This window comes from Streptomyces caelestis, assembly GCF_001279005.1.
Taxonomy (GTDB): Bacteria; Actinomycetota; Actinomycetes; order Streptomycetales; family Streptomycetaceae; genus Streptomyces; species Streptomyces heliomycini.
In genome coordinates this window covers 139,750-152,838 of sequence record NZ_LGCN01000154.1, presented here as the reverse complement: position 1 = coordinate 152,838, position 13,089 = coordinate 139,750, and the positions used below count along the sequence as shown (strand labels likewise).

Below are 13,089 nucleotides of genomic sequence, written 5' to 3'. Positions count from 1 at the left end.
CCTCGCCAACCAGAACGCCGGCACCGCCAACGGCACCCCGATCGTCCAGGAAACCTGCGCCGACACCACCACCAAACAGTGGCTCTTCACCCCCGCCGGGTCGGGCGGCCGGGACTGGCCGAGCACGCCGGACGGATTCGCCGGGGCGGCGGGCACCACCGGCGGCGCGGGCGGGCAGACGGTGACCGTGTCCAGCCAGGCCGATCTCGAGCGGTACGCCAGTGCGGGTCAGCCGTACACCATCCGGGTCAACGGGACGATCTCGGTGTCGCCGTACGGCAAGGAGATCCGGGTCACGTCGAACAAGACGGTGGTGGGCGTCGGCACCAGCGGCACCATCGCGGGCGGCGGTTTCTTCCTCGGTGAGGGCACCAGCAACGTCATCATCCGCAACCTCACCATCCGGGACACCCGCATGGCGGACGACGACCCGGGAGACGACGGCTACGACTACGACGGCATCCAGATGGACACCGCCAACCGCATCTGGATCGACCACAACCGGATCATGCGGATGAACGACGGCCTCATCGACAGCCGCAAGGACACCACCAACCTCACCGTGTCCTGGAACGTCCTGACCGAGGGCAACAAGGCGTTCGGCATCGGCTGGACGGACAACGTCACCGCCCGCATGACGATCCACCACAACTGGATCCACAAGACCGGCCCACGCAATCCCAGCACGGACAACGTGGCCCACGCCCACCTGTACAACAACTACCTGCAGAACATCACCGGCTACGGAAACTACTCCCGCGGCAGCACCAAGATGGTCATCGAGAACAGCTACTACGACACGGTCAAGAACCCCTACTACCCCGACTCGACCGCCGAGCTGCGCCAGACCGGCAGCATCGTGAAGAATTCGTCGGGCAAGCAGCAGACACGAGGGTCGGCCTTCGACCCGCGCAGCTTCTACAGCTACACGCTCGACCCGGCGAGCAGTGTCCCGGCCCTGCTGGGCACCTACGCCGGCCCTCAGGTGAACATCGGCATGTGACCTCCCCCTCCGGCACAGCGCTGACGGCCCGCGGCGCCTCCCACCGGCGCCGCGGGCTTGCCGGTGCGAACCACCCCCGTCCCCGAATCCGACCTCGACCGCGCCCTCGGTACAGCCGCCCGGCTCCTTGCCCACCCCGATCCGCCGACCGCCGCCTTCCAGCCCCGGACGGCCCCGTCAGCCCTGGGACCGGACCGCACCGGACTACATGCCGCCCGCCTGCTCGGCTCCCGCGTCAGCGTCGCCCGACTCGACGCCTGCGCCGCACGAGCCGCGCCATTTCCCGCCCGCAGCCGCTCCGCACCAGACCGGGGAGCCCACGCCTGCGGAGGCGGCGCTCGATCGGACGACGTTCCACCGGGTCTCCCCGTCCGCGGACGGCGGGAACTGCGAGGCGGACCTGCGGCGGACCCGGCTGCGGGAACTGATGGCCCGCCGCGCCGCCCGCACCTGTGTGCCGGCCCACGCAGCGAAGCGTGGACAGCCCCTCGCCCAAGAGAGACTTGACCAGGCGTCGGGCGCGAGCGGAGGCGGTGGCCAGTTCCTGCAGGGAGGCCGAGCCCCGGTCCAGCAGCACATGGGCGGCCTCTTCGGCTTTGGTCGATCCGACGGACCCGAGCATGATCCCCATCGTCGCGCATGCGACACGTCTCCCCTTGCGGACCTTGCAAAAAGGCGCGAACGGAGTCGGGAACGGACGGCGAGCGATTTCCCCTCGCCGTTCGCCCCGCCCCCCCGAAGCCGGGTGCTTGGGCGTCATCACCCTCTGCTCGCCCGCTGACGATGTTTCCGAGCATGGCCGGTGTCGCGCCTTGGCACCGATCCCCTCCCCCTGAGAGCGGAGATGCCAGGCCGGGCCGGGAAGGAGGCGCACACCCCTGCCGGACGGGCCTTCGATCCCGCTTGTCGCCATCGGCCCCTGGCTCGCTTCACACTCCCCCGGGCTCCGCCACCGCGGAAGGCGAACCGGACCACCCCGGCAGGAGCGCCGCCGATCGGACACGCGGCAGGCGCACCGTCGCGTCCGCCTGTCGCATGTGCGTCACGGCGCAGTTGCGAAGCGATCAAGCCTGGTCGACCGACGAGGAACGATGCGACGCTACCTGCGCTTCACACGACCGCGATCCGGCAGCCGGCGGCCGACGCCGCAGGCGGGTTCCGCCGAGGTACGGACCGCGCTCCGGGCCTCCTGGCGAATTGACCTGACCACGACAGGGAGTGGAATGCGAGCATCGAGAAGAGGCATGGCCTGCCTCGCCATGGCCGGGCTGGTGCTGAGCCTGGGACAGCCCAGTTGGGCCGGCCCTCGTACAGCCTCCGCGGCATCCGACGGGGCCGACGGCGGCGCGCAGAGCTCCGCCCGCCACGTCACCTTCACCCTGCTCACGGGAGACCGGGTCACGGTGGCGTCGAGCGGTGCGGGCAGTGCGTCGATACAGCCGGCGAGAGGCCGGGAGAACATACGCTTCCTCACCCTCCGCAGCGACGGCGACCTGTACGTGATCCCGCAGGACGCCGAGCCCCTGATACGCACCGGCAGACTGGACCGGCGTCTGTTCAACATCGGCGCGCTGACCCGGAACGGCTATTCGGACCGGGTCAGTTCACACCTGCCGGTCATGGTCGGCTACCGCAGCGCCGGCACCCGCAAGGCCGCTGACTCGGTGCTCGACGAGGCCGGCGCCACGATGGGCCGCAAGCTGCCCGCCATCGACGGGGCGGCGGTTTCGGTCTCCAAGCGCCGCGCCGGTGACGTCTGGAAGGCGGTCACGGCCGGCGCCTCACCTGCGCGGACGAAGGACGGCGCCGCCGCCCGGCTCGTTCCCGCGAGCGGGATCGAACGGATCTGGCTCGACGGCAAGCGACAGCCGGCGCTGGACCGCAGCGTGCCCCAGATCGGCGCCCCCACCGCGTGGAAGGCCGGCCTGACCGGCAAGGGGGTGACGGTGGCCGTGCTGGACGGCGGCGTGGACACCCGCCACCCCGACCTGGCCCACAACGTGGCCGAGAGCAGGAACTTCACCACGACCACGGACGAGGACACCGTCGGCCACGGCACACACGTGGCGTCGACCATCGCCGGCAGTGGCGCGGCCTCGGGCGGCAAGCACAAGGGAGTGGCCCCCGACGCCACCCTGATCTCCGGCAAGGTCTGCGAGAGCGTCGGCTGCAGTGAGTCGGCGATGCTGGCCGGCATGGAGTGGGCGGCCGCCCAGAAGCAGGCCCGCATCGTCAGCATCAGCATCGGTGGCGGGGACGCACCGGATGTCGATCCGCTCGAGGAGGCGGTCGACACCCTCACCGAGCGGACCGGCTCGCTCTTCGTGATCGCCGCCGGCAACAGCGGACCGGGCCGCGGCTCGATCGGCTCACCCGGCAGCGCGGACGCCGCGCTCACCGTGGGCGCCGTCGACAAGTCCGACCGGCTCGCCGACTTCTCGAGCCGTGGACCGCGGGTGGGTGACGACGGCATCAAGCCGGACATCACCGCTCCGGGCGTGGACATCGTCGCCGCCCGCGCCACGGGTACGTCGATGGGCGCCCCGGTCGACCAGCACTACACCAGCGCCAACGGGACGTCGATGGCCACCCCGCACGTCTCCGGCGCGGCGGCCCTGCTCGCGCAGAAGCACCCGGACTGGAATGCCGGCGAGCTGAAGGCCGCTCTCATGGCTTCGGCCACGCCCAACCCCGGCCTGACGGTCTTCGAGCAGGGGGCCGGCCGGGCCGACGTGGCCCGTGCCCTCTCCCAGACCGTGACCGCCGACCCCGCCTCCCTCTCCTTCGGCAAGGCGCTGTGGCCGCACCACGACGACAAGCCCGTCACGAAGACGGTCACCTACCGCAACACCGGCGACACCGACGTCACCTTCGACCTGACGGTGCGGGCCGGCGGGCCGGACGGGGCCGCGGCTCCGGCCGGCATGTTCCGGACCGGTACGGACGAGGTCACCGTGCCCGCCGGCGGACAGGCCCAGGTCACCCTCACGGCCGACACGAGCGTCGAGGCGGCCGACGGCATGTGGTCGGGCCGTCTGGTGGCGGCCGCCGGGCAGGCCGAGCTGGTCACCACCTTCAGCGTGCACAAGGAGGTGGAGAGCTACAGCCTCACCCTCGATTTCCTCGACCGGACGGGAAACCCGGCCGAAGGCTACTTCACCCGTCTGATCAATCTCGCCAGCGGTGCGGAACGGTGGCCCGCGGACACCGACGGCACGCTGACCGTCCGGCTGCCCAAGGGCCGCTACGGACTGATGAGCATGACGAGGCAGTTCCGTACGGACGACGAGGACCTGGCCATGCTCGCCCGGCCCGAACTGGTGCTGGACCGCGACACCTCGCTCACCGTGGATCCCCGCCGGGCCAAGCCCATCGCCATGACGGCCGCCCTGCCCGAGACCACGGCCGCCCTGGCTCAGGCCAACGTGGGCTTCAACTTCCGTACGGGATCCGGCCGGTTCACCACGGCCGGAGTAATGAGCCGCTCCTTCAACGGGCTCACCATCGGGCAGATCGGTCCCCCGGCCGCCGCCGGCGCCTTCACCACCATGGTCACCGCTCAATGGGCCGAGCCGAGCCCCGACGGCCTGTTCTCCTCCAGCCCCTACCTGTACGCCGCCGGCGAAGAGGTGAAGGGCCGCGTCCCCGACGGGTTCGCCAAGCACTACACCAAGAGGAGTTTCGCCGCCGTCCGGCACGACTTCCAGGGCACCTCCGGCCAGCCGTACGGCTGGCGCAACCTCGATCCCGGGTACGGCTACGACTCGGCGTACATGCTCCGGATGCCCCTGCCCAGCCGGCGCACGGAGTACTACACGCCGGGCATCCAGTGGGGCTCCGCCCTGTGGGTGGGCCCGGAACGGGTGATCGAGGCCGCTCCCCGGCCGTACAAGGCCGGCCGCCGCTACACCGAGCAGTGGAACAAGGGCCCGTTCGTCCCCGGCCTCGCCGACACCCGCACGTTCGACGGCGTGATCCGCGAGGGCGACACGCTCATCGCCAACCCGGCGCTGTTCAGCGACGCCGCCGGACACGTCGGCTCGCCCGCCTACGCCGACCGGGCCAGGACCGCGCTGTACCGCGACGGGCAACTCGTCGGTGAGACCGAGTACCTCGGCTTCGGCATGTTCAACGTCCCCGCGGCCAGGGCGACCTACCGCCTCGAGGCCTCCGCCGAGCAGCAGGTGTTCGGCCTCGGCAGCCGGGTCGACGCCGCATGGACCTTCCCCTCGCAGAACACGGGCGGCACAGCCGTACTGCCCCTGCTGACCGTCGGGTTCTCGCCCCGGCTCGACGGCGACGACGCCGCGCCGTCGGGCCACCCCTTCACCATCCCCGTCACCGTCAAGCGGCAGCCGGGCGCGCCGGGGACCGGCAGGATCAGGACGCCCGGGGTCGAGGTCTCCTACGACGACGGCAAGACCTGGCGGACGGCCGAGGTCAACCGCCGCGGCAAGCAGTGGGCCGCCGTCGTGCAGCACCCGAGCGGCAGCGGCCACGTGTCCCTGCGCGCCACTGCCAGTGACACGGCCGGGAGCGCGGTGACGCAGAGCGTCATCCGGGCCTACCGGCTGAAGTAGAGCGACGCGGAGGGACCGGCCGCCACCGGGGCGGCCGGTCCCTCCCCTTTCCCGAAATCGCGCCGGGCACCGGGCAGAATCCGGCCGCGGCCGGCCTCGAGCCACCGAACCGCGCCGCCCGAAGCGGTCATGGCGGCCCGCACGCCTGCCTCTCGCCCCTTCCTCTCCCGCTCCGACCGCCGAAGGCGCAGCGTCGGCGCCTCCCTCAACGGCACCGCCCCCGCGCGGCGCGGCCGCGCAGGCGACGGTGCCCTCCACGTACGAGTCGGTCATGTGGGCGCGGGTGGAGTCGTCGGCCAGGAAGGTGTCCTGGTCGCCCAGCAGCCGCACATTGCTGAACACCGCGCGGTCGGCGTTGGGGACGGATCACCGCCGCCTGCCGGCCGCTGGTCACCGAGCTCCCGCCGAAGTCGTCGGAGATGGTCGGGTCGGTGGCCGGGAAGTCGTGTCCGTGGGCGAACACGGCCGCGCTGCCCAGCCCTCGCAGAGTGATGCGGGAATCGTTCGAGGCAATCGTCGCGATTTCCCGGTAGGTCCCCGGTTCGATCGTGATGACCCGGCGGGCCGTGCTGTCGGCCGGCACGGCGTCGACTGCCGCCCGCACGGTCCGGTACGTGTCGGTGCCGTCGGAAGCCACCGGGAGTGCCGGGAGACAGGACGGCGCCCACGGCGGTCCCGTCCTGCGGGCCGCACCGCTCGAGGGGCGAACCCGCCGAAGCGGGCCAGGCTCCGCCGACACTGCGCGCACCGGCGGGCCGGCCCCGTACGGGCGGCGCGGCCTTCGAGGACAGCCGGGTCGGCGTTCCGTGTGGGGCCTCGAGTACGGCGGCGTCGGTCAGGTCGAGCAGGGCGTGCGCCACGCGTGCGGATCCAGTCGTCGCGTGCCCTGCCTTTCGCGGATTCGCCCTCTCGTGTCGTCCGGCTGACGTCGCGGCCCCGGCAGCGCGCCTCGGCGGCTCCTCAGGAGCGCGTCGCGGCCTTGGGCGCGGCGAGCCGCTCCAGGTCCGCGAGGGCCTTGGCGAGCAGGTTGAGCATGGCGAGTTCGGCGCGGGCGGGGTCCTGGTCGCGGATGGCGTCGAGCACGGCGCGGTGGCTGGGGACGGGGTCGTCCGCCAAGTGGTGGCTGTGGACCATGCGGTCGCGTTCCCGGAGGCCGGGTTCGAGCAGCATGTCCATTCGCTGCAGCAGTTCGTTGCCGGTGGCGGCGAGCAGGGCGCGGTGGAAGGCGGCGTCGGCCTCGGCGGCGGCCGCGGAGTCCACCTGTGCTTGCCCCATGGCGTCGAGGGCGGCGTCGAGGACGGTCAGGTCGGCGTCGGTGCGGTGCAGGGCCGCCCGGTGCGCCGCGGCCGGCTCGATGATGGACCGTACGTCGGCCAGGTCGTGCAGCAGTTGCGTGCCGTCGCCCGTCTCCATCCGCCAGCGGATGACGTCGGCGTCGAGGAGGTTCCAGTGGGCGCGTTCCCGTACGAAGGTGCCGCGCTTCTGCCGTGCGTCGGTCAGCCCCTTGCCGGCGAGGACCTTGAGCGCTTCGCGCATCACGGTCAGGCTCACGTCCAGCTCGGCTCCGAGGGCGCCGATGTCGAGGATCTCCCCCTCACCGATCCCACCTCCCACGATGCGCGCGCCCAGGGTGTGGACGACCTGTCCGTGCACGCCGCGGCCGGAGTAGGACACCATGCGGTTTCTCCTTGAGTCGGTGGGGCTGATCGGGCGCTTGCCGGGTGGGGCGAGCGGGGACCTCCCGCGTCATGGCCACCGAGTCTACCGCTAAGCATTATTTATGAATACATCTTGACAGGGGTGTGGGTCGACCTGACGATGAACCCACTTCACGAGCCGCGATGCGGGAGCCGCCTGTCATGCTGACGTTGCACACACAACACCCCCCCGTTCCGCTGTCCGGGCACCTGCCCATGGGCAGCCGGGCCGGGGTTCCGGCGCCACTGCGGGCCGACAGCCGCAAACTCGTGCGAGGTGACGAGCCCTGGCTGCCGGTCATGGGCGAGTTCCACTTCAGCCGCTACCCGGCCGCCGAATGGCGCGAGGAACTGCTGAAGATCCGCGCCGGCGGAATCGACCTCCTCGCCACGTACCTGTTCTGGAACCAGCACGAGGAGGAGCGCGGCACGCTGCGCTTCGACGGCGACCTCGACATCCGCCGCTTCGTCGAGCTGTGCGGTGAACTGGAGCTGTACGTGTCGGTCCGGATCGGGCCGTGGTCGCACGGCGAATGCCGCAACGGCGGTTTCCCCGACTGGCTGATGCGGGAGGACTGTTCCCCGCGCACCGACGACCCGGCGTACCTGGCCCTCGTCGAGCCGTACTACGCGGCCATCGCCCGGGAACTGCGCGGTCTGTCGTACGACGACGAGGGCCCGATTGTCGCCGTCCAGGTGGAGAACGAGCTGTACGACCAGCCGGAGCACCTGCGCACCCTGCGCGCCATGGCCGAACGAGCGGGCATCGAGGCCCCTCTGTGGACGGCGACGGGCTGGGGCGCGGCCGACATTCCCGCGGACGTACTGCTGCCGCTGTACGGCGGCTATCCGGAGGCGTTCTGGGAGGACGCCCACGAGGGCTGGGCCCGCGAGATGCGCCGCCACTACTTCTTCACCGCGATCCGCGACGACCACGCGATCGGCGCGGACCTGCGGTCGTCCGCCCCCGCCGGCACTGGGCCGGACGACCGCCGCTACCCCTATGCGACCTGCGAGCTGGGCGGCGGCATGGCGATCGCCTACCACCGACGCCCCCTCGTCCCGGCCGCCGACGTCTCCTCGCTGGCCCTGACGAAGCTCGGCAGCGGCTCGGTGTGGCAGGGCTACTACCTGTACCACGGCTGTTCCCAGCGCCTCGCTCAGGCGCTGCCCAACCAGGAGTCGCACAGCACCGGATACCCCAACGACCTGCCGGCCGTCACCTACGACTTCCAGGCACCGCTGGGTGAGTACGGACAGGTGCGGCCGTCGTTCGCCGCACTGCGGCTGCAGCACCTGCTCATCCACGACAGCGGGGCGGCGCTCGCGGACATGCCGCTGTTCCTGCCCGACGACGGTCCGGCCGGGCTGGACGACCGCACGTCGCTGCGCTGGTCGGTCCGCTCCCACGGCGATCGCGGCTTTCTCTTCGTCAACAACCACCAGCCGCACGAGCCGCTCCCGCATCACGAGCGGGTGCGGTTCCAGGTGCACCTCGGCGAGCGGACACTCACCCTGCCCGCACGGGAGGTGACCATCCCCTCCGGAGCGCACTTCGTGTGGCCGCTCGGGTACGAGGCGGGCCGCGGGGTGCGTGTCGAGTGGGCCAGCGCGCAGCCGGTGACCCGGCTGGAGCTCGACGGCACGCCGGTCAGCGTGTTCGCCGCGACCGCCGGCGTCACCCCCCAGTTCTGCCTGCCGTCCGGTGCCGTCGTGTCCGGCCCGGCGCGCGTGGAGACCTCCGACGCGCAGGACGCGGACCGGATGGTGGTGAGTGTCCCCGAACCCGGCCCCGAGGCCCTGCTGACCGTGACCGGCCCCGAGGGACCCGTCCGGCTGCTCGTGCTGTCCGAGGAACAGGCACTGCGGGCCCAGCGTGTCCGCATCGGCGGCGTCGACCGGCTCGTGCTGTGCGACGAACCCGTACTCGCCGACGGCGACAGCCTGCGCATCCACACCGCGCGAACCCGCCTCGAGCTGGCCGCACTAGGGGTCGAACGTGAGGACGCCGCGGCATGCCGGCTCGGCGGACCGTGCCTGTCCGAGCCGCGTGCCGACGGCGTCTTCACCCGCTGGACGCTCACCCCGGGCGCCGCCGACGGCCGCACCGCGTCCCCGCAGCGTCCCACCGTCGAGTGCGTGCGGGCCGAGGCTGTCGTGCCGCCCGCCCGGACCGGCGGCTCGCACCACCGGGCCTCGGCACCGCTCGACGCCGACTTCGACGCCGCTGCCGTCTACCGGATCACCCTCCCCGCCGGAACATCCGAAGCCGACGGGGAAGAGCTGCTGCGTCTGACCTACACCGGCGACGCGGCACGGGCCTACGTCGACGGGCAGCTGATCGCGGACCACTTCTGGTACGGCCCCGCCTGGGAGATCGGCCTGCACCGGTTCGCCGGCCCGGTGGCCGAACACGGCGTCGAACTTCGGATCCTGCCGCTCGCACCCGACGGCGAGGTGTACGTCGACGCCACGGCGCGGCAAGGGCTGGAAGCCGCGCGCGAACGTGTCTCGCTGGACAGCGCCGACCTCGTGTCCGTCCGTCGGATCACCCTGACCGTCACCTCAGGAGCCGAAGATGACGAGTGAGGTGGGCCGCCGGTCGGTACTGAGAGCCGGGGCGGGTGCGGGGCTGGCTCTGCTCGCCGCACCGGCGCTGGCGGGATGCGGCTCGGGTTCCGCCCGGGCGGTGACCGAGGGGCCGGTACAGATCTCGATGTGGACCCACGACCCCGGCTACATCAAGACCTTCCAAAGCGCCGTGCGCGGGAAGGCGCTGACGAAGGGCTCGCAGTTCGACTACCGGATGCGCTTCACCACGGCGGCCGGCACCGACATCGTCACCCGCATGATGGCGCAGGCGGTCGCCGACGGGGACACACCCGACCTGGTCGGGATGATCATCGATCAGTTCCCCCGCGTCATGGGGGCCCGTATCGCGCAGAACCTCTTCGTCGACCTGAGTGAGACCGTCCGCCCCTTCGACGGCCGGCTGCTCAAGCTCGCCCCGTACTCGGTCGACAGGATCCCCTACGGACTGGACTCGGACAACTCCGTCAGTGTCCTGTACTACCGCCAGGACGTCTTCGACAGATACCGGATTCCCGAGGACGTCGACACCTGGCAGGAGCTGGCCCGCATCGGTGAACGCCTCCACGAGCAGCACCGGATCAGCCTGGGCATGGTCGCCACCGGCGACAACGGCTCCATCGTCAACGCCTTCCTGCAGTTCCTCCTGCAGCGCGGCGGCGGCGCCTTCGACGCCTCGGGCGGCCTCACCCTCGACTCGCCCGAAGCCGTCGAGGTCCTCGAGTTCATGGCGCGCGGCGTGCGGACCGGCTTCCTGATGGCGCTGCCCGACCCCTACGGCAGCGCCTGCGCGGCAGCGCTGAAGTCGGGCCGGCTGGCCGCCACCGTCATGCCGAACTGGTACAACGTCTACGGACTGCAGGCCAACGTGCCCGAACAGAAGGAGAAGTGGCGCATCAGGACGCTGCCCCGCTTCTCCGGCGGCGGGCACGAGGCCTCCACGCTCGGAGGAACCGCGTTCTGTGTCCTGAAGGACAAGCCGAACACGCAGGCCGCCCTCGAACTGCTGCGCCGGGTCTACCTCACCCGCGAGGGACAGCTCCTGCGCTACCGCTCGGGCGGCTTCCTGCCCACCCTCAAACCCCTCTACGAGGATGCCGAACTCCGCGGCATCACCGATGACTACCTCGGCGGCCAGCGCGTCTTCGACGTCTACGGCAGGGCCGTCGCCGATCTGCCGATCTTCTACCAGGCCCCGGGCATGCAGATCCTGATCGACGTCCTGGGCGGCCCCGTGCTGAGCGCGCTGCAGGGAAAGACCTCCGCCGCGGAAGCGATCAAGTCCGGTATCAGGGCCTACCGACAGCAGGTGAAGCGATGACCGACTCGGTGACCACCCGCCCCCGGCACGCCGCACGCACGGGCCCCGCGCCCCGCCGTCCCGGCACCCCGGCCGAGCGCTCCTGGTGGAACCGCCACCAGCGCACCCTCGCCCCCTACGTCTTCATCTCGCCCTTCTACCTGCTCTACGGACTGTTCCTGCTGGTACCGGTCTTCGTCGGCCTGTACCTCAGCTGCACCCAGTGGGCGGGGCTCGGCGCCCCTCGCTGGGTGGGACTGCGCAACTACCGCGATCTGCTCACCGACCACAGCTTCTGGACCTCCGTCCAGAACACCACCCTGTACGTGGTGTTCACCCTGTGCGTCGTCGTCCCGGCCGCCCTGCTGATCGCGCAGGCCCTCAACGCACGGGGACTGCGCGGGCGGGATCTGTTCCGGCTGACGTACTTCATGCCGGTGGTGATCTCCCCGATCGTCATCACGCTTGTCTTCGGACTGATCTTCGACCGGCAGTTCGGCCTGTTCAACGCCACCCTGCACGCCCTGTTCGGATTCGGCGGCGTCGACTGGCTCGGCGAGCCGGCCTGGGCACGGGTGAGCGTCGTGATCCTGGTGCTGTGGCGCTGGACCGGTTACCTCACGATCTTCTTCCTCGCGGGACTGCAGAACGTGCCGCGGGAACTGTACGAAGCGGCCGCCCTCGACGGCGCCGGGCCCGTGCGGCGCTTCTGGGACGTCACGCTGCCCGCCCTGCGGCCGGTGACCGCCTTCGTCGCCGTCACCGTCCTGGTCAATACCGCACAGATCTTCGACGAACCGTTCCTGCTGACTCAGGGCGGCCCCGGAGAGTCCACCCTGTCCGTCACCATGTTCATCTTCCGCGCCGGATTCCAGCGCCAGCAGCTCGGTTACGCGGCAGCCGCCGGTGTGCTGCTCTTCGTCGCCGTGTTCGTCCTCGGGCAGCTCGCCATGCGGGTCCTGGGTGTGGGAAGGAGCAGCCGATGACCTCGGTCACCGCCACCAGCAGAGCGCCGCACGGAGCGCGGCGCCCGGCACGCCGGAAACCCGCGGGACGTGCCCTGCTGTACGCCTTCCTCATCGCCCTGCTGCTGGTTTTCGCGCTGCCCCTGCTGTGGGCCCTGTCGGCCTCCTTCAAGTCACGGGGCGACATCTTCTCCTACCCGCCGCAGCCGCTGCCGGTGCCCGCGACCCTGGAGAACTACCGCGGGCTGCTCGGCGGCCATCCGTTCTGGGGCTGGCTGCTGATCAGCACGGTCGTGGCCCTGATGTCCACCGCTGCCTCGGTGGCGCTGTGCTCACTGGCCGGGTTCGCCTTCGCCAAGTACCGCTTCCGCGGACAGAACGTCCTGTTCACCATCATGTTCAGCTCGATGGCCGTACCGTTCGCGGTCATCGTCGTCCCGCTGTTCGTCATGGTCGCCAAAGCGCACCTGACCACGCCCTACTTCGCGCTGGTCGTGCCCTGGGTGGCACCCGCGTTCGGCATCTTCATGATGCGCCAGTTCGTCGAACAATCCGTCCCCGACGCCCTTCTGGACGCCGCACGCGTCGACGGATGCACCGAGTTCGGCCTGTTCCGGCGTGTCGTGCTGCCCCTGCTCCGCCCCGCCCTGGGCGCGCTCGCCGTCTGGTCCTTCCTGACCAGCTACAACAGTCTGATCTGGCCGCTGATCGTGGTCAGCGATCCGGGGCAGTACACGCTCCCCCTGGGGCTCCAGGCCCTGTTCGGCGCCACCGGCCGCCAGTACGACCTGGTCCTGGCCGGATCCGTCCTCGCCGTGATCCCGAGCCTGCTGGTCTTCTTCCTGCTGCGCAGGCAACTCCTCGAAGGACTCACCGCAGGCGCGGTCAAGAGCTGAACCCGCCTGCCCGCCACGGTCTGCGCACCTGCCCGCCCCTTCCCTCACGAGAGGCACCC

Annotated in this window: 8 protein-coding genes; 6 read left to right on the top strand and 2 right to left on the bottom strand. The window is 71.1% G+C overall.

All coding sequences use genetic code 11. The annotated features are described in order from the left end of the window. Positions 1-1,003 (top strand): right-handed parallel beta-helix repeat-containing protein (locus ADK41_RS14855; RefSeq protein WP_030826721.1); only part of this gene is annotated, 1,003 nt, incomplete at its 5' end. Between the two features lie 1,223 nt (positions 1,004-2,226). Then, positions 2,227-5,583 carry a S8 family serine peptidase gene (locus ADK41_RS14850; protein WP_030826718.1) on the top strand — a complete coding sequence of 1,119 codons (3,357 nt, stop codon included), beginning with the start codon at positions 2,227-2,229 and terminating at the stop codon, positions 5,581-5,583. 205 nt (positions 5,584-5,788) lie between these two features. On the opposite strand, the gene ADK41_RS39280 is transcribed toward ADK41_RS14850, so the two are convergent. Then, the gene (locus tag ADK41_RS39280; protein WP_199822386.1) at positions 5,789-6,220 is read right to left on the bottom strand and encodes a pectinesterase family protein; all 432 of its coding nucleotides are present in this window, start codon (positions 6,218-6,220) and stop codon (positions 5,789-5,791) included. A 323-nt stretch (positions 6,221-6,543) separates the two neighbouring features. Then, positions 6,544-7,260 (bottom strand): FadR/GntR family transcriptional regulator, encoded by a 717-nt coding sequence (locus ADK41_RS14845; protein ID WP_030826715.1) that lies wholly within the window; start codon positions 7,258-7,260, stop codon positions 6,544-6,546. Between the two features lie 182 nt (positions 7,261-7,442). Between ADK41_RS14845 and ADK41_RS14840 the strand changes: the two genes are divergently transcribed. From ADK41_RS14840 to ADK41_RS14825, 4 genes are read left to right on the top strand one after another with little or no spacing between them, the layout of a single operon-like run. Further along, positions 7,443-9,869, top strand: a complete 2,427-nt coding sequence (locus ADK41_RS14840) for a beta-galactosidase (RefSeq protein WP_030826713.1) — start codon at positions 7,443-7,445, stop codon at positions 9,867-9,869. Next, positions 9,859-11,190, top strand: coding sequence for an ABC transporter substrate-binding protein (locus ADK41_RS14835; RefSeq protein WP_030826710.1), 1,332 nt, complete (start codon positions 9,859-9,861; stop codon positions 11,188-11,190). The genes ADK41_RS14840 and ADK41_RS14835 overlap by 11 nt, the downstream gene beginning before the upstream one ends. Further along, entirely contained in the window at positions 11,187-12,155 is a 969-nt protein-coding gene (locus ADK41_RS14830; RefSeq protein WP_078661941.1) for a carbohydrate ABC transporter permease, read from the top strand. The genes ADK41_RS14835 and ADK41_RS14830 overlap by 4 nt, the downstream gene beginning before the upstream one ends. After that, positions 12,152-13,030 carry a carbohydrate ABC transporter permease gene (locus ADK41_RS14825; RefSeq protein ID WP_030826703.1) on the top strand — a complete coding sequence of 293 codons (879 nt, stop codon included), beginning with the start codon at positions 12,152-12,154 and terminating at the stop codon, positions 13,028-13,030. The genes ADK41_RS14830 and ADK41_RS14825 overlap by 4 nt, the downstream gene beginning before the upstream one ends. The last annotated feature ends 59 nt before the right edge of the window (positions 13,031-13,089 follow it).

Coding starts and splice junctions, on each gene's coding strand:
- ADK41_RS14850 (WP_030826718.1), top strand. CDS start 2,227: ATGCGAGCATCGAGAAGAGGCATGGCCTGCCTCGCCATGGCCGGGCTG.
- ADK41_RS14830 (WP_078661941.1), top strand. CDS start 11,187: ATGACCGACTCGGTGACCACCCGCCCCCGGCACGCCGCACGCACGGGC.
- ADK41_RS14835 (WP_030826710.1), top strand. CDS start 9,859: ATGACGAGTGAGGTGGGCCGCCGGTCGGTACTGAGAGCCGGGGCGGGT.
- ADK41_RS14840 (WP_030826713.1), top strand. CDS start 7,443: ATGCTGACGTTGCACACACAACACCCCCCCGTTCCGCTGTCCGGGCAC.
- ADK41_RS14845 (WP_030826715.1), bottom strand. CDS start 7,260: ATGGTGTCCTACTCCGGCCGCGGCGTGCACGGACAGGTCGTCCACACC.
- ADK41_RS14825 (WP_030826703.1), top strand. CDS start 12,152: ATGACCTCGGTCACCGCCACCAGCAGAGCGCCGCACGGAGCGCGGCGC.